Source organism: Nonomuraea sp. 3N208, from assembly GCF_052245935.1.
Taxonomy (GTDB): Bacteria; Actinomycetota; Actinomycetes; order Streptosporangiales; family Streptosporangiaceae; genus Nonomuraea.
The window spans coordinates 122118-138231 of the sequence record NZ_JBQQBR010000031.1 but is presented as its reverse complement, the minus strand read 5'-3'; the positions used below and the strand labels follow the sequence as shown (position 1 = coordinate 138231).

Annotated in this window: 14 protein-coding genes; 8 read left to right on the top strand and 6 right to left on the bottom strand. The window is 69.8% G+C overall.

What is annotated here, in order from left to right; translation table 11 throughout:
- Positions 1–138 precede the first annotated feature (138 nt).
- Entirely contained in the window at positions 139–1317 is a 1179-nt protein-coding gene (locus ACTWPT_RS39235; protein WP_443182579.1) for a site-2 protease family protein, read from the top strand.
- 4 nt (positions 1318–1321) lie between these two features.
- Here the strand turns inward: ACTWPT_RS39235 and ACTWPT_RS39230 are convergent, their stop codons facing one another.
- Positions 1322–1510, bottom strand: coding sequence for a hypothetical protein (locus tag ACTWPT_RS39230; protein WP_443182578.1), 189 nt, complete (start codon positions 1508–1510; stop codon positions 1322–1324).
- A gap of 206 nt (positions 1511–1716) precedes the next feature.
- On the opposite strand from ACTWPT_RS39230, the gene ACTWPT_RS39225 reads away from it, so the two are divergent.
- The 3 genes from ACTWPT_RS39225 to ACTWPT_RS39215 all read left to right on the top strand — a co-directional run bounded on the left by ACTWPT_RS39225 (position 1717) and on the right by ACTWPT_RS39215 (position 5784).
- Positions 1717–2454 carry an STAS domain-containing protein gene (locus ACTWPT_RS39225; RefSeq protein WP_443182577.1) on the top strand — a complete coding sequence of 246 codons (738 nt, stop codon included), beginning with the start codon at positions 1717–1719 and terminating at the stop codon, positions 2452–2454.
- Between the two features lie 316 nt (positions 2455–2770).
- Positions 2771–4876 (top strand): PQQ-dependent sugar dehydrogenase, encoded by a 2106-nt coding sequence (locus ACTWPT_RS39220; protein ID WP_443182576.1) that lies wholly within the window; start codon positions 2771–2773, stop codon positions 4874–4876.
- Between the two features lie 11 nt (positions 4877–4887).
- On the top strand, positions 4888–5784 hold the full coding sequence (locus ACTWPT_RS39215; RefSeq protein WP_443182575.1) for a sugar phosphate isomerase/epimerase family protein: 897 nt from the start codon (positions 4888–4890) through the stop codon (positions 5782–5784).
- Positions 5785–5892: 108 nt separating this feature from the next.
- Here ACTWPT_RS39215 and ACTWPT_RS39210 read toward each other — a convergent pair whose 3' ends face one another.
- The 3 genes from ACTWPT_RS39210 to ACTWPT_RS39200 all read right to left on the bottom strand — a co-directional run bounded on the left by ACTWPT_RS39210 (position 5893) and on the right by ACTWPT_RS39200 (position 7611).
- Positions 5893–6303: an ATP-binding protein gene (locus ACTWPT_RS39210; protein ID WP_443182574.1), complete on the bottom strand. Its 411-nt coding sequence runs from the start codon at positions 6301–6303 to the stop codon at positions 5893–5895.
- A 131-nt stretch (positions 6304–6434) separates the two neighbouring features.
- The gene (locus tag ACTWPT_RS39205) at positions 6435–7271 is read right to left on the bottom strand and encodes an SAM-dependent methyltransferase (RefSeq protein WP_443182573.1); all 837 of its coding nucleotides are present in this window, start codon (positions 7269–7271) and stop codon (positions 6435–6437) included.
- Positions 7272–7440: 169 nt separating this feature from the next.
- Entirely contained in the window at positions 7441–7611 is a 171-nt protein-coding gene (locus ACTWPT_RS39200) for a hypothetical protein (protein WP_443182572.1), read from the bottom strand.
- Between the two features lie 97 nt (positions 7612–7708).
- Here ACTWPT_RS39200 and ACTWPT_RS39195 point away from each other — a divergent pair, with 97 nt between their 5' ends.
- The gene (locus tag ACTWPT_RS39195) at positions 7709–8593 is read left to right on the top strand and encodes an SDR family oxidoreductase (protein ID WP_443182571.1); all 885 of its coding nucleotides are present in this window, start codon (positions 7709–7711) and stop codon (positions 8591–8593) included.
- 48 nt (positions 8594–8641) lie between these two features.
- Here ACTWPT_RS39195 and pstS read toward each other — a convergent pair whose 3' ends face one another.
- Together pstS and ACTWPT_RS39185 are read right to left on the bottom strand one after the other, a co-directional pair.
- A complete protein-coding gene (gene pstS / locus ACTWPT_RS39190; RefSeq protein WP_443182570.1) occupies positions 8642–9715 on the bottom strand; it encodes a phosphate ABC transporter substrate-binding protein PstS in 1074 nt (357 codons plus the stop codon).
- A gap of 136 nt (positions 9716–9851) precedes the next feature.
- Positions 9852–13343, bottom strand: a complete 3492-nt coding sequence (locus ACTWPT_RS39185; RefSeq protein WP_443182569.1) for a hypothetical protein — start codon at positions 13341–13343, stop codon at positions 9852–9854.
- A gap of 366 nt (positions 13344–13709) precedes the next feature.
- Between ACTWPT_RS39185 and ACTWPT_RS39180 the strand changes: the two genes are divergently transcribed.
- The 3 genes from ACTWPT_RS39180 to ACTWPT_RS39170 all read left to right on the top strand — a co-directional run bounded on the left by ACTWPT_RS39180 (position 13710) and on the right by ACTWPT_RS39170 (position 16002).
- Positions 13710–13916, top strand: a complete 207-nt coding sequence (locus tag ACTWPT_RS39180) for a cold-shock protein (protein WP_443182568.1) — start codon at positions 13710–13712, stop codon at positions 13914–13916.
- A 266-nt stretch (positions 13917–14182) separates the two neighbouring features.
- Positions 14183–15421: a DUF5994 family protein gene (locus ACTWPT_RS39175; RefSeq protein WP_443182567.1), complete on the top strand. Its 1239-nt coding sequence runs from the start codon at positions 14183–14185 to the stop codon at positions 15419–15421.
- A gap of 191 nt (positions 15422–15612) precedes the next feature.
- Positions 15613–16002, top strand: coding sequence for a hypothetical protein (locus tag ACTWPT_RS39170; RefSeq protein ID WP_443182566.1), 390 nt, complete (start codon positions 15613–15615; stop codon positions 16000–16002).
- Positions 16003–16114: the final 112 nt, after the last annotated feature.

Genomic DNA, 16114 nt, shown 5'->3' with positions numbered 1-16114 from the left:
CGCAGACGCGAACACTGCGCGCAGATGGGAAGCGGTTCGTAGATTGCGTACATCGTGCGCAGCGTCTGGGCGGCAGGTTTCCTGAGCGCCACCCGGGTAGCCGGACCTGGTCAGATCGTTCGCTAAGGAAGTGGGCAGATGCGTTCGTCGTTCCAGCTGGGCCGCGTCGGCGGGGTCGCCGTCGGGCTCAACGTCAGCGTGCTGTTCATCGTCGCGATCCTGGTGGTGGGGCTGGCCTTCGGGCGCTTCCCGATCGCCTTCCCCGGTCACTCCACGGCCGTCTACCTGCTGGCCGGCCTGGGTGCGGCCGTGTTGTTCATGGCGTCCCTGCTCGCACACGAATTGGCGCACGCCCTGGTGGCCAAGCGCCACGGCATCGAGGTGCCGCAGATCACGCTCTGGCTGCTCGGCGGGGTGGCCGAGCTGCGGAGTGAGCCGCGGACGCCGGCCGCGGACCTGAAGATCGCCGTCGTGGGCCCGGTGGCCAGCCTGGCCTGCGCCGTCGTCTCCGGCGCTCTGGCGTTTCTGCTGTCCGGCGTGCCGCTGGTGGCCGGGATGTTCGCCTACGTGGCGGCGGTCAACGTGTTGCTGGCCGTGTTCAACCTGATCCCGGCCGCGCCGCTGGACGGTGGCCGCGTGCTGCGCGCCGCATTGTGGGCGCGGTGGCGGGATCGGGTGCGGGCCGCCGTCGCCGCCGCCCGTGCCGGGCGGTTGTTCGGGTTCGCGCTCATCGCGCTCGGGTTTGTGCTGATCGTCACCGGGCTAAGTCTCGACGGGCTCTGGCTCGCGCTGATCGGCCTGTTCGTCGTCAACGCCGCCACCGCCGAGGAGCAGCAGGCACAGCTCGGCGCCGCCCTGCACGGGGTACAGGTCGGGGACGTCATGTCCGCCCAGCCCGTTGCCGCCCACCCGGACGAGACCGTGTCCGGGCTGATCGATCGGCTGGTGATGAGCCGGCGCCTGTCCACGTACCCGCTCGTGGACGAGAACGGCGGATTCCTCGGCCTGGTGACGCTCAACCGCATCCGGCAGGTGGCCCCGGAGGCGCGGGAAACGACCCGGCTACGCGAGATCGCCTGCCCGCCCGAGGAGGTGCCGCGGGCCACCAGAGAGGAGCCGCTGACCGGCCTGCTGAGTCGGATGACCGGGTGCGCGGACGGCCGTGCCGTGGTGCTCGACCCCTCCGGCCGCCTCGTCGGGCTCCTCACGCCGACCGACATCAGCCGCGTGATCCAGATTGCCGGCCTGCGCGGAAATGACCCTTATCCGCATCCGCGCGGCGCCGACATGACCGTGCCGCACCGCGACGGCTTCTGACGCGCTACTCGAAGTCGTCAGGGTTCAGTTCCTTGCTCCTGATGAAGGCCGCGTCGAATTCATCCAGGATCTCACCGGGCTCCTCGTCCGCCGCGAGCACGGGCGACTCCTCCTTGGCCGTGGTCAGCAGAGTCCGGATGGTCTCTTCGTTGTCTCCCCGCTCCGCAGGCGCTTGATCCCTTGGGCTGCTCATCTCGATTACCCCCTTCTCTCCTCCCCTGCCCAGCAGGCCCCATCTCATCGCGGCAGAGACGGGATTCAATCACCAGGTGTCGTCCGTCGGCCGCGGGGTAGTGTGCGACGACTCGGGGAGGGGCTGGTCGTCGTCCCGGATGCCGTACCCGCCTCTTGATCGCTACTCTTGTCCCGCGGCGACGCGGGGGCCCGGGAGGTGGCCAGATGACGCACCGCGGGCGAGGGTTATCCGGCAGCCCTTCCACTGCCGTGGAGCAGCCCTTCGACCGCGACTCGCTGCACGTCCTGCGTGCGACGGTGGAGGCGGAGGCGAGCCAGGCCGGCCTGCCGGAGGGCCGCACCGCCGACCTGGTGCTCGCCGTGCACGAGCTGGCGACCAACGTCATCCTGCACGGCTCGGGTGCGGGACGGGTGCGCCTGCGGGCCGTGGACGGCATGCTGCACTGCCAGGTCAGCGACCCCGGCAGCGCATCCGAGGAGTGGGGAATCCCCGCGTGGCCGTACGAGTACGGTCATGGGTTGTGGATCGCCCGCTCCCTGGGCGACAGCCACTCCGTGACCAGCGGCCCGGACGGCACCGCCGCCACTGTCGGCTTCGCCCTTCCCTACCCCCGATGCCCCTTTTTCCGGCTCATCCAGCACGACCAGGACGGCCACACCACGCTGCGCCTGATCGGCTACCTCGACCAGGGAGCGGCCCCCGACCTCGCTGCCACCGTCGAGTCCCTGATCGAAGCCGCCCGGCCACGCCGCCTCGTCCTCGACCTCAGCGGCATGACCTTCTGGGACTCCATCGGCATCGCCGCCCTCCTCACGGCGCACGAACAGGTGAGCGCCGCGCCAGGCGTCTCCATGACCCTGAAGGGGATCTCCGCCGACTTCCGCCACCGCCTCGACTCCCTCACATTCGTACCGCTCGACTACGAGAGTCCGGGGGACTAGCCGCGTGGCCTGCGCCACTCCGGCCCAGGCGACAGCGGGCCGGAGCCGGCAAGGTCGTCACCGGACGGTCGTAGGTGACGAACGGGGTCAGGCCGCCCGCGAAGATCGAGGCGATCTCGCGCCCCGCCGCGGCGCCGCTAGGCCGTGCCTGCGCGGATGTGCCCCAGCAGCGCGCCCGTTTGGGGCACTTACTCCGATCAGACGCGAAAGAATGCTCGATTGCCGGTAATTGGGGCCTCGTCGATCGGCGTAACTCGGGTTACATTCACGTTACTTTGCCCTCTCTTATCCCCCCGAGCAGACCGAAGGGAGAGGCATGAGAGCGCGAACCGTGATCGCGGCCATGACTGCTGCGGCGATCCTCATGCCGGCCGCCGCTGCGAACGCCACGGGAGCCGCAGGAGCAGCGGCCCCGCCGCCCGACGACCAGTTCCAGAAGGTGACACTCAACGACAATCCCGGCGAGCCGATGGACCTGGCGGTGCTACCGGATTCGAGGGTTCTGCACACCACCCGGCCGGGCGAGGTCTGGTTGCACGACCCCAAGACCGGCCTCAACACGCTTGCCGCCCGGCTAGACGTTTACCAGCACGACGAGGAGGGATTGCAGAGCATCGCGCTCAGCCCCGGCTTCGGCACTGGCTCGAAGCAGGACGACTGGGTCTATCTGTACTACTCCCCGCCGCTCAACACCCCGATCGACGACCCGGCGACGCCCGACGTCAACGAAGGCGACGCGCCGTTCACCGGCACGCCGGCGGACTTCGCGCCCTTCAAGGGGCTGATCCGGCTGTCCAGGTTCCGCTTCACCGGCGCCACCATCGACCTGCGCAGCGAGCAGCGCGTCCTCGACGTGCCGGTGGACCGCGGCATCTGCTGCCACGTCGGCGGGGACATCGTCTTCGACGCCGACGGCAATCTCTACCTGTCGACCGGCGACGACACCAACCCGTTCTTCTCCGACGGCTACAGCCCGATCGACGAGCGGGCCGACCGCAACCCGGCGTTCGACGCCCAGCGCAGCTCCGCCAACACCAACGACCTGCGGGGCAAGATCCTGCGCATCAAGGTACGCGACGACGGGTCCTACACGATCCCGCGCGGCAACCTGTTCAGGCCCGGCACGGCGGGCACCCGGCCGGAGATCTATGCGATGGGCCTGCGTAACCCGTTCCGCATCGAGCTCAACCGGCGAACCGGGGATCTGTACGTGGCCGACTACTCGCCCGACGCGGACGAGGCCGATCCGCAGCGCGGCCCGGCGGGGACCGGCAAATGGGCGGTCGTCCGCAAGGCCGGCAACTACGGCTGGCCCTACTGCGCGACGGCGCGGCTCCCGTACATCGACTACGACTTCGCCACCGGCGCGTCAGGCGCGCCGTTCAGCTGCGCCGCGCCCGTCAACGAGTCGCCGCGGAACACCGGCCTGCGCCCGCTGCCGGCGGTGGTCCAGCCGGAGGTTTGGTACTCGTACGGGCCGTCGCAGGAGTTTCCGCAGCTGGGCACCGGCGGCATCGGCCCGATGGCCGGGCCTGCGTACGACTTCGACCCGCGCGACACGGAGGGCCGCGCCCCCATCGCCTGGCCGAAGTACTACGACGGCGTCCCGCTCTTCTACGAGTGGACCCGTGACTACGTCAAGGCGTTCCACGACAACGGGCGGCGGATCGAGGACGTGCTGCCCTCGCTCGTCTTCGACAACCCGATGGACATGGAGTTCGGCCCCGACGGCGCGTTGTACGTGCTGGAGTACGGCGACGGCTTCTTCAGCGAGAACCCGGACGCCCAGCTAGCGCGCTTCGATTTCATCGGCTACACCGGCAACCACACTCCCATCCCGGTGGCCGCGGCGTCGGTGACCGCCGGCCACGCGCCGCTCACCGTCGCCTTCACCAGCGCGGGCACGTCCGACCCCGACGGCGACAGGCTCCGCTACGCGTGGGACTTCAACGCCGACGGCACGGTCGACTCGCGCAGCCCCGACGCGTCGTACACGTACAAGCAGAACGGTCTCTACAACGCCACGCTCCGGGTCACCGATCCCGGCGGCATGTCCGCGGCGACGTCGGTGCGGATCGTGGTGGGCAACGCCGCGCCGGTCGTGGAACTGGTCCGGCCCGCCGACGGCGGGCAGTTCGCCTTCGGCGACGCGGTCGAGTTCGAGGTACGCGTGACCGACGACCAGCCGGTGGACTGCGCCAACGTGACCGTGAACTACATCCTCGGACACGACGACCACGGCCATCCGCAGACCACGGCACGCGGCTGCACCGGCTCCATCCAGACCACCGAGCCGAGCGGCCACGACCCCGAGAACGACGACCTCACCGGCGTCTTCGTCGCCACCTACACCGATCCCGGCGGCGACGGGCTGCCCCCGCTGACCGGTAGCGACCAAGCCGTACTCGAGCCCACCAGATAGGAGAACCACTCATGTGTTACGGCTATGGCCCGAGCAGGCGGTCCCTGCTCGCCGCAGGCCTCGGACTCGGAGCGGCCGCCTTCGCCGCCGCTTCCCCCGCCGCCGCGGCCTCCCCGACGCACCACCATGGCGGGGACCGCGTCCCGCCGGGCCAGATCAGCATCCAGCTCTGGACCGTACGCGACGACCTCGCCAAGAACTACGACGCCACCCTGGCCTACCTGGCCGAGATCGGCTACCCGAAGGTCGAGCTGGCGCTCGGCTACTTCGGCCGTACGGCCCAGCAGCTGCGTGCGTTCCTCGACGGGCTCGGCATCCACGCCACCTCCAGCCACGACGGCATCAGCGCGGACGACGCCGGCCTGGAGACGAAGATCTCCAACGCGCTCACCCTCGGGCAGTCCTTCATGGTGGTGCCCTACCTGAACTCCGACAGCGAGGACCAGTGGAAGGCCTGGGCCGAGCGCATGAACGTCGAGGCGGAGGCGGCCCGCAAGGCCGGGCTGCGGTACGGCTACCACAACCACGCCCACGAGTTCACGATCGACCTCGGCGGCGGGAAGACGCCGTGGGACGTGCTCACCGCAGAGCTCGATCCCCGGCTGGTCCACCTGGAGATCGACATCTACTGGGCGGTCACCGGCGGCGTCGGGCGCGGCGTCGCCGACCCGGTGCGCTTCACCCTCGACGTCATCCGCGAGGCGCCGCAGCGGGTGCTGCAGTTCCACGTCAAGGACCGGCACCTCGACGGTGACATGGCCGATCTGGGCACCGGGACGATCGACTTCCGGCGGATCTTCGACAAGCACCGTGTGATGGAGTACATCGTGGAGAACGACACCCCCGACGTGACTCCCCGGCAGACGGCGGAGGTTGGATACCGCTACCTGCGGAAGATCAGATTCTGATCATCACGCCGCCGAGCCCGGCCCTCCGCCTGCCCGTTGGCGGCGCCGGGGCCGGGCCGGCGCGAGCTGAAGGCCGCACGCCGTCAGGCGCCGGCCCCTATGCAGCCGTCAGGCAGTGTGGCTGACGGAGAACCACACGATCTTGCCGCCGTTCGCGGCGGAGACTCCCCAGTCGTCGGCGATCGCCGCGACGATCTGAAGCCCTCGTCCCGAGAGCGCGTCGACGTCCACTGCGCACGGGCGGGGATTGCCGTCGCCCGGGTCGAAAACCTCGCCGTACAGCCGGTCGTCACGTTGTTCCAGGCGCAGCGCGTAGGCAGCCCCGCCGTACCGTACGGCGTTGGTGACAAGTTCGCTGACGATGAGCAGGCAATCGTCGATGGCCTCCTCGAGGCCCCAGACGGTCAATTCCTTGCGGACAAGGGAGCGCGCCTCGCCGACGCCGGAGGGCACTGACGGCAGCACGTACTCCGCCGTGCGGATCGGTGTGGCCGACAAGGACCCGGGGAGGAGGGACATCTGCATCACATCTCTCGATTGGGAGCGCTCCCAACTCCTACGGTAACCCGTCGTCTTCACTCTTGGAATCCGGGACAGACAGGATTGTTGCGATTTTGTGTCTCTGTGGTCGTTCGGATTGGTATCCGTGCTCAGGGGATGCGGGCCACGGCGCCGTAGTTGCCCGATGAGCCTGGCTGGTCGCGGCAGGCGAGATCACGCTCGGCGGGACGCCACTGCGGCACCCATACCAATCCGGGCTCCACCAGGTCCAGACCGTCCACCAAGGCCGCGACCTCGTCCCTGGAGCGGATCGTGAGACCGGGCAGCGTCATGGCGAGCAGATCGCGGATGGCCGGCAGCAACTCCCGCGGGATGCTGTCGAACGTGGTGTGCAACAGGCCGAGGAAGCTCCCGATCGGCGCGATGTGCCGGAGCTGCTTGATGACGTAATGGGCGTACTCGTCGTCGTCGAGGCTGTACGTCGACAGCAGCAACACGGCCAGGGGCCGGTCCCAGTCGAGGAACGTCTGGACCACCTGGTCCCCGAGCATCTCGTCGATCTCCCGCACGTCACCCTCCACCACGCGGACCAGGTCGGTGAAGGGTTCGATGGTGGCCTGCGCCATGGTCACCACCATCGGGTCGTTCTCCACGTACACGACACGCAGATCAGGATTGGCCGAGGCGCGGCGCGCTATGTCGTGCAATCGGTGCCCGGCCGAGAGGCCGCTGGGGACTCCGCTCCCCACGATCATGAATTGATCCACGCCTTCGTCGGCGGCCAAGTGGCGTACTACTCGGGACAAAAATTGAAGCACGGCACGGGCGGCGGTGGTGATCGCGGGGGTCACTTGATCGAAATGGCGCACCGTGGCCCTGTCCAGCAGGAAGTTGTTCTTCCCGCCTGCTGCCGCGTCGAATATGCGGGTGATTCTGGCTTGCGTGGAATCGAGCTTGGCCAGGTTTCGGACAGCTCTTCGGTGCATGAGCGTTGCCCCTTTCCCCTCGCCGCCCACCTTCTCGCGGTAAGCGATCTATGGACCGCACTCGATTGACTCAGACCATATGTTCCAACAATTCCAGTCAATGGCAATACGATAGACCGGTTATTTCGGGAAATGTTTGTTACCAGAATCTTCGTGAAATGATCTGTCGTTACCGCGCGGCGGAGCCGGTCTGCCGCGCCCCAGGTGGGCGTCGCACGCCCACCTGGGGCACGGCGTCGACCTGCGTACCGGCGTCACCGTGGCGGCCGTGTGCGACGGCGGGGTACGGCTCGCCGACGGTGAGCTGGTGGAGCCGGCGTGCTTTCGGCAGGCATGCCACCGAAGGCCGTCCGTGCCTGGCGACAGGCCATCGCGGCCGGCGCCGGCTGGCACGAGGCAGATGTCACACTCCGAGAGTCGGGTCCCTCTCAAGGGCCATGACCATTCTCGTCACGGGCGCGACAGGAACCGTCGGTCGCCACGTCATCGACCACCTGCTCCGTCAAGGCCAGAAGGTACGGGCGCTGACCCGCAACCCGGCCACCGCCAACCTGCCAGAAGGCGTCGAAGTGGTGGCCGGGGACCTCACCGACCCCGGCACCCTGCACCCGGCCTTCGACGACGTCAGCGCCGCTCACCTGATCACCTTCGGCGGTGACTACCAACCGCTGCGCCACGGGCAACAGATCGTGGATCTCGCCGAGAAAGCCGAAGTCGGCAAGATCACGCTGCTCGGCGGCTGGCAGGAGGGCACTCTGGAGTCCGCCGTCCAGGCGAGCGGTCTGGAGTGGACCTTCCTCAACCCCGTGCAGTTCATGGCCAACTTCCTCACCGACTGGGGCGAGCCGCTGCGTACCACCGGGGTCGTCCGCGAGCCGTACGGCGACCGCAAGAGCCCGCCCATCCACGAGTCCGACATCGGCGCCGTGGCCGCGACGGTCCTGACCCAGGACGGCCACGCCGGCCAGGCGTACCACCTCACCGGGCCCGAAGTCCTGACCGCCCGCCAGATGGTCCGCCACCTGGCCGAGGCCACCGGCCGCGAGCTCCGTTTCGAGGAGCTCACCCCCGACCAGACCCGGCGCGAGTGGGGAACGGGAGGCAACCGACCGGACCTGTCCCTCTTCCGCGCCTTCACGCAGACGCCTGGAGTCAGCGATGAGGACCTGGTGGAGATCCTGCTCCAGATGTACGGCACGCCCCACGAATACGGCACCATCCTGACCGACACCGTGGAGCGGATCATCGGCCGCCCGCCGCGCACGTTCGCGCAGTGGGCGGTGGAACACGCCCATCACTTCCAGCCCCATGGAGCGGCATGATCGGCTCCTCGGTCGCCGGCACCGGGCGGGAAAGGGCCGTGCGGCGGCTCAGGTGCTGACGCTGAGCCGGTTGCGCACCTTGGCCAGGAGGTCCTGCGGGAGCGGGGCGTAGCCGTACAGGGAGAGGTAGGACTGGCCGGCGTCGCCCGCGGTGTAGCGCAGGAAGGTCTCGACCAGCGGGTCGGCGTTCTTCGAGCAGGTGATCTCGTACGTGACCAGGACGATCGGGTAGGCGCCCTTGGCCTTGGTCAGGTAGTCGAACTCCACCACCAGGTCATCGTTCCGGTCGGCCATCCGGGAGCCCTCCAGGGCCTTGGTGGCGCTCTGGGGCGACAGCGCCACGAACTGTCCGGAGGCGTTGCGTACCTTGACGGTACGTAGACGGGCGTTGCTGGCGAACCCGTACTCCACGTACCCGATGGAACCCTCGGTGTGCTGGACGGCGTCGGAGATCCCCGAGGAGCCGGCGACGCCGTGTTGCCCCGGGCTGGGCCACTTCCTGGACGGTTGGTGCGGCCAGCGGCCCGCCGCCTTGAGATAGGTGGTGAAGTTGTGGGTCGTGCCCGAGTCGTCGGAGCGGTGGAAGAAGCGGATGCCGGTATGCGGCAGTTGCTTGCCGCGGTTGTCGGCGGCGATCTCCGGGGCGTCCCATCTGGTGATCCGCCCGCTGAAGATGCCGGTCAGGGTGGTGGGCGAGAGCTTCAGATCCGGTACGGACGGGAGGTTGTAGGCCAGCGCGATGGGGCCGACCACCATGGGCAGGTGCACCGCGCGGCTGCCGCAGCGCCGGTCGGCCTGCGCCTGTTCGGAGGGGTGCATCGCGACGTCGGAGCCGGCGAACGCGGTGTTGCCCGCGATGAAGTCCCGGATGCCGCCCCCCGATCCGTTCGCCTGGTAGTCCACCCGCAGGCCGGGGTTCAAACGGTGGAACTCGGCACGCCAGGCGTCCATCGCACCCTTCTGTGCGGTCGAGCCCGAGCCGGAGATCGACGCGGTGATCGGGGGGCTCACGAGTCCGTCTTCGCGGGACAATAGTGCGGCCCCGCTCACACCGGCGGCTGAGGCGGCCAGGAGCAGGGCGGCGAGGAGGGCCGGCCCAGTGGCCCATGTCAGCTTTACCATTTGATCGAGCCTATGAAATGGAGATGACTGAGGCGTTAATCGCTCGTCAATCTCCCGGGCATATAACGTCATTTCCTCGTCAACTTATCCCCGAATCCGCAGACATGGGCGCAGAGCCGGCTCGCCCCCTGGAGTCTCAGTCGACGGTGGTGTCCCAGGCCTCCTGACGTACTTCCAGGTGCGGGGAGTCGCGTAGGTCACGGAGGATCTCCCGCCATGGGGCGGCCCAGTCGGTGCGGTCCCCGCCGACCCGGGTGAGTGCGCAGGCGAACAACGCCCCAGCCAGATCGCCGCGGTCCGTCAGGCGCCGGGCGGCGGGTAGCCCGGCCGCAGGCGGCATCGGCGGCTGCCTGCGGTAGTTCCCGAACAGCTCCGAGATTGCCTGGCCGGCCGTCCGGGCCGCGAGGACCGGCCGGTCCCGGAGCAGGTCCGCCAGCGCGCACAGGGCATCGGCGACCTCCGCAGGATCGCCGGCGCCGTCCGCCTCGTCGGTGGGGAGCAGGGCCACGGCGAGCCGGACCGCTTGGGGGAGCAGGAGCGGTTGAGCGGCGAGCACGTCCATGGCGTCACGGGCGAGCCGCCGCTGCCAGGGCTCCGCCTGGTCCCGCATCGCGGCCAGTGCCATGGTGATGGTGGCCACGCGGTCCCGCGCCGGCGTCTCCAGGCCCTCGCCGGGTACGGCGGCGGCCAGCCGGGTGAGGACGTCGAGCGTCTCAGACCGGATCGTCCCGGTCCGCAGCAGGGCCACGAACACCTTCATGACCCGCTCGTTCGCCCCTGGGTCTGCCGCGGCGTCGATGATCTCCTCGAGGTCGCCCCGGTACCAGTCCGCCCACACGCCGAACGCCTTCGACCCGCGGAAGCGTACCCCGGGCAGGTCGGCGGCCATGAGCAGCCGCCGTACCAGGTCCGCGTAGGCGGGGCGGACGTCGGGGGCGTACCCCATCGGGTGGGCCTGGAAGAGCGTGCGCAACATCGGCTCATCGGCGTGCCGGCCGGCCGCGTCGGCGAGCGCGTCCAGGGTGCGCGGGTCCTCCGGCATCCCGAGCAGCACCGAGGCTACGGCGACGCGTACGTCCCGATGTAGCCCGGAATCCGCCCACGTCCGCAGCAGCACGTCCACCGCGCCCGGCGGGCGGTTGCGGCCCAGCTGGCGGGCGGCCAGCTTGCGCAGCGTCACCTTGCTGCCGGGCGCGGTCAGCGCCTCCTCCAGAAGCGGGCCGAGCTGGGACGGGGCGACCGCCCCGCAGCAGCGCGCCAGCGCGGCCACGGCGACGCGGGAGGCCTGGCCGCCGGTGTGGCGCAGGAGCACGGGTGCGGTCCGGGCCGGCACGTCTGAGTTCGCCATGGCCGTGATGGCGGCTTCGGCCAGCACCGTCTCCTCCCGGTCCGCCCACGTTGCGAGCAGGTCGAGGCTGCCGCCGATCCGGCCGGTCGCCTGGACGGCGGCCACCCTGGCGCCAACGGGCAGCCGCTCGTCGTCCACGGCGGCGGCGAGCGTGGCGCGTATCCGGTCGCGCTGCTCGGGCGTCCACCGGCCGGCGTCGCCGCCGCGGACCGGCGGCACCCACATGGGATCGGCGACCCGGACGCCATGGCCTGGCGGCCCCCACGCGGAGTCGGCGAACCGGCCGCCGCGGTTCCCGTTCAGCAGTGGGAGGAGGAGGTCGGTGCGGTGCCGGGCCACCGTGCGCCAGACGGCGGGCAGTGTCACGGCAGACGGATCCTCGCGCACGAGCTCGACCGCCCGGCGGCGGCGGCCGTGCGGGCGGGTCAGCCACAGGTCGGCGGCCTCGCGGGCGAGTGGCTCCGGCGCCGTGCGGATGGCGGCGCGCAAATCGTCCTGGAGCTCGGCCGCCGCCCATGAGCGGCGGCCGAGCGCGTGGGCGAGGGCTACGGCCAGGGTGAAGTCCTCCCGCTCGCGCGCGGCGCGGAGATGCGGGCGCAGCACCGCCAGCAGGTCGTGCTCCTGCCCCGCGCGCAGCACCCGGTCAAGACCGTGCGGCTCCACGGGCGCGTCGGCGTAGCGACGACGACGGCTGCGGACGGGGGAGGGCTGGAGCACCCTTGTGGGCAGGCCGCCCGCGCCGTGCCGGGCCACCAGCTTTCCGTACGCGCCCAGCGCCCACGTGGTCAGCGCGGGTGCGGTAGCCGGGTCGTGGTGCCGCAGGATCCGTCCGGCCAGGCCGCGAAGCGCTTCCTGCGTGGCGGGGGAGGAATCCGGGGCCTCGACCGCGTCGGCGGCGATGCGCTCGAGCGTCCTGGCACAGGAGTCGTCGAGCAGTCCCGGCGGTAGGTCCGCCAGGGCGGTCAGCAGGTCCCGGCGGAGCGGGTCCTGTTCGTTGACGGTACGCAGGGCCAGGTCGGCCAGGAGCGCGTGGAGCGCCGCCCGGTCCCGGGTGCGGGCCGTGCACTGCACCAGGAGGGTCCTGGCCAGCCCGCGCCGCCGCGGGTCCCCGCCCACGGCCGCCTCGCGCAGCGGGCCGACCGCCTCCTCGTACGGCAGGTAGGAGGTGAGCTCCAGCGGGATGTCCGGATCATCCAGGCGGGAACGGGCCGAGTGCCACACCGAGTCGTGCCAGGCCAGCATGCGCCTGGCCGCGGCCGCCGCCGTCTCGGCAGGCAGCCACCTGAGCACCCCCATCCCCCACAGCCCGGTGAAGCCACCTCTACGCTCGGCGGCCGCCTCGAAGATCGCGATCCGGCGGGCGGGTGGCAGCGACCGCAACACCGGGCCGAGCCGGTGATCGGCCGAGGCGAGGCGCAGGATCTCCGCATCCGAACCCGAGCGCAGGTGCCGGAGCAGCGCCTTAGGCGGCTCCGCCCAGCCGTCCGATGAGCCGTCGACCAGCACTTTTATGGCACGTGCCGCGTCCGACCTGAACAGCGCGTTCAGCACCGCGCCCGGCAGCCGGAAGGGCAGGTGACGCATGTCGTGTCGTTCCAGTAGGCCCAGCATGAGTGCCGGCTCGGCGAGCGAGGCGCGCGCCACGCCCGCACCACGGCGGCGCCACCAGGTCCACACCTGAACCCCCGTGGACAAATCCTGCTCGGCCACCGCCATGACGGCACCCGCGTGCCGTTTGGCCAGCGCCGTCCAGGACGTCACCGCATGGGCGACCTTGGGCAGCCATTGCGCGACGGTCCCGGTGTCGCAGGCAGGCAGCAGCGCGGCGGCCTCGCGGTCCCCCCACCGAGCGTGGACGTCCGGCAGCAGGGACCCGGCCAGAGCGGTCCGCCGGGCCTGCGCGAGCGTACGGTACAGCGCCAGCCGCAGCTGAGTGGGCGCGTCCAGGAGCACGGCGGCGACTGCCGGATCAGGTACGGGGAGGGTGCGCACGGCGCGCAGGGCCGCGCGTCGCAGCCCCATGTCCGGCCCGGCGAGGATCTCCTGGATGAAGCCGAGGTCGCGGGCCGCTATGGCCACGTGCAGTGCCATGCGTCGCGCGTACTGGTCCTGCGAGAACAGCTCCTGCAGGAGAACGCGCAGGTGGGAGGTGCCGGCCAGGCGGCGGGCGTGGAGCGCCAGCGTGCGCATGCGGCGCGGGTACGGCAGGGGATCGAGATGCGCCAGCAACGTGGCGGCGGGGAGGTCGATGTCGTGGGCCGGCTCCTCGGCCGGCTCCATGGGCCTCAACGGCCTGGGCGGAGAACGCCCTTTCCACTAGTCATGCCGACGATGGTGGCCGATCATCCCTTTCCGCGCAAGGGTGTGGCGCTTGGCCGTTCGGGCGCGCGTGGCCGAGAAGCGGTCAATCCGGACAAGGCTCATCGGAACGCGATGGCCGGTGAAACGACTGGTGCGGTGCACCGGAAGGGTGTGCTAGACTTTTAGCTGTTGCAGTTGTTGTACCCATAACATGCTTTGTGCGCGCCGCAGAGTGATCTGCAGGTGCGTTTTTGTTTTTCCGGTCATCTCCGGATGGGCTCAAAGCGGCGACACGGCAATTCGCACGGTGCGAATTGCGTCCCTGCACATCTCTAGGAGATCGACATGGCATCCGGAACCGTCAAGTGGTTCAACTCTGAAAAGGGCTTCGGCTTCATCGCGCAGGACGGCGGGGGCGCCGACGTCTTTGCGCACTACTCCAACATCGTCGCCAACGGTGGCTACCGCGAGCTGCACGAGGGGCAGAAGGTGTCCTTCGACGTGGTCCAGGGCCAGAAGGGCCCGCAGGCGGAGAACATCGTTCCTGCCTGACCTCGCACGGTCATGAGTCTGGGCCCGCACCCGCACTGGGTGCGGGCCCAGACCGCGTTCAGCCCCGCTGCCTCCGCATTCCCGTGTGTGGTGACAGGGTGAGCCAGGTCGAGCGGCGTATGGTGGGTTACCTGGGATATTTCGCATGCCGGCAGCCGCGTCGGCGTCTTCCCGGACCAGCCGGTCCATCGCACCGGAGACAGGCGGCACGTCAGATGCCGAACCACCACTCGCCAGTCGTACCCATCGCCCTTCAACCGGCGCGGGTGTTCCTCGAGCCCACGCTGACCAGGGACGGAACTCTCGACGGGGCCTGGTGGCCTCACTCCACTGATCTCCACCGCGAGCTGCCTGCCCTCGTCCGCGTCCTGGAGGACCGGCTCGGTCCCATCCTGCGGGTCAGGCTCGACACGGCCACATGGGACGACGTCCCCGCCCACCTGCTCATCGACGGTCATTTCCTGCGCGTAAGCGGCCTCTCGGCAACCTCGAACACGATCAGGGTGATCCGCGGCAACCAGGACGGCTTCCTGCTCCTGGTCATCCCGCCGGACACCACCGGGCCCATCGCGGCGGCCGCCATGAGAACCGCCGCACGCACCGGCAACACGATGTCCGCGAACGAGATCCTCACCTGTTGCCACTGGCTCGCGCCCGCACCCACGCCGGGGACGAGGATACGCCGCTACCGTGACGCCGACAGGGAGTCCGTGCTCGCGCTCATCGACGCCGACCGCCTGCCCGGACAGCCGTCGTGCACGCCGGACATGCTCGATCAGGCCGTGGCCGGAACGTCCCGCCGCGATCCCGATCCCTGGGCCGACATCGAACACCCCAGCATCGACGTGCTGGTGGATCCGGACGGTCACGTTGCGGGCGCGGTGTCGTACGCGGCACATCGCGATCGCAGCGCCGGGCAGATCCTGTGGTTGCATGGACGCGAGATCCTGGACGTCGTCGAAGCACTCGTCTCCCACGCCCTTCGCGAGCTGGGCGGCGGCAAGCCCGTGCACGCCTTCACCGCCGTGCTTGGCCTTGGCCTGGCCGCCCTGCCGACGGGCCGCCGGCCCGTCACGCGAAAGGTACTCGAACACGCGGGTTTCGTCGCCCGGAACTCCTGGCGCTACCTACGCCGTACGACACCCTGTGACCTCTCGCGCGCGGAGTGCCCGTTGGTCGAGATCGTCGCCAGCGCGGTCCCCCCGGGCTGGTTGCTGAAGGCCTGCGACGACGATTCCTCCGCCGAACTCGTCGCCCAGGAGCCGATCGACGGCCTCGGCGTCCTGTGGTGGTTCAGCGCGGCCGACAGCCACGCCGATCCCAGCCTCGAACGGGCGCTGCTGCTCCAGGCCGATGCCCTCATGCACGAACACGGAGCATCGGAGACGATCCTGTACGCGGCCGGTGACCCGGAACCATCCGGGGCGCTGTTCGACTCCGCCGGCTTCGCCGAGATCGACCACCTCGTCTCCTTCACCCGGCCGAACAACGCCTTCGCCGACTGACCACACCGGTGCCCCGCATGTCCGAGCCCGTACCCTGTGGCCTGGCCTCGCCACCAGACACCATGCGGTCCGGCACCCGACCCAGAGATCCGTCCCCACCTGCAGCCGCGGCACCTGTGAGAAAGGATTTGATCATCGTTAGCGGTTCCTTTCCCCCGTCGGAGCACCCGGCGCGGCGCGTACGTCGCCGTGTGACAGAGACGGCGAAGCTGGGCGGCCGCGACCAGTCCCACGCCGACGTCGTCCGATGGACCTGCCCACACGACCTGCACGCCGGCCAGGGCTGTGTCGCCTGCTACCACGCTTCGACCGAGGCCGACCCTGCGTTGCCGCTGTGGGAGGTCGCGGTGTGGTTCACCTCCACGCGGCCGATGTCCATCAGGGCTCTGAAAGACGTACGCCGCCACGGCTGTAGCTTTTCGCTCGACCAGCCGTCCACTCCGCTGGTTTATCTCCTCAGCGGACAGGCGCGGGCAGCCACCGGGACGGAGGCGGTTGCGGGGCTGGTCGGGTTCCTCATCGCGAACCGGCACATCACCGACGCGTTCACCGTGACGGAGGTCCGCGCCGTCCACTCCTGACGAGCGACGGCGCGCTGCGGCAAATAGACGGCGGGATACCAGTTTTACCGATTTTGTTACGGCTTGAGGGCGGTTTTAGTTGAAGTGAGGCTGCACTCGTGTGACCGTTTAT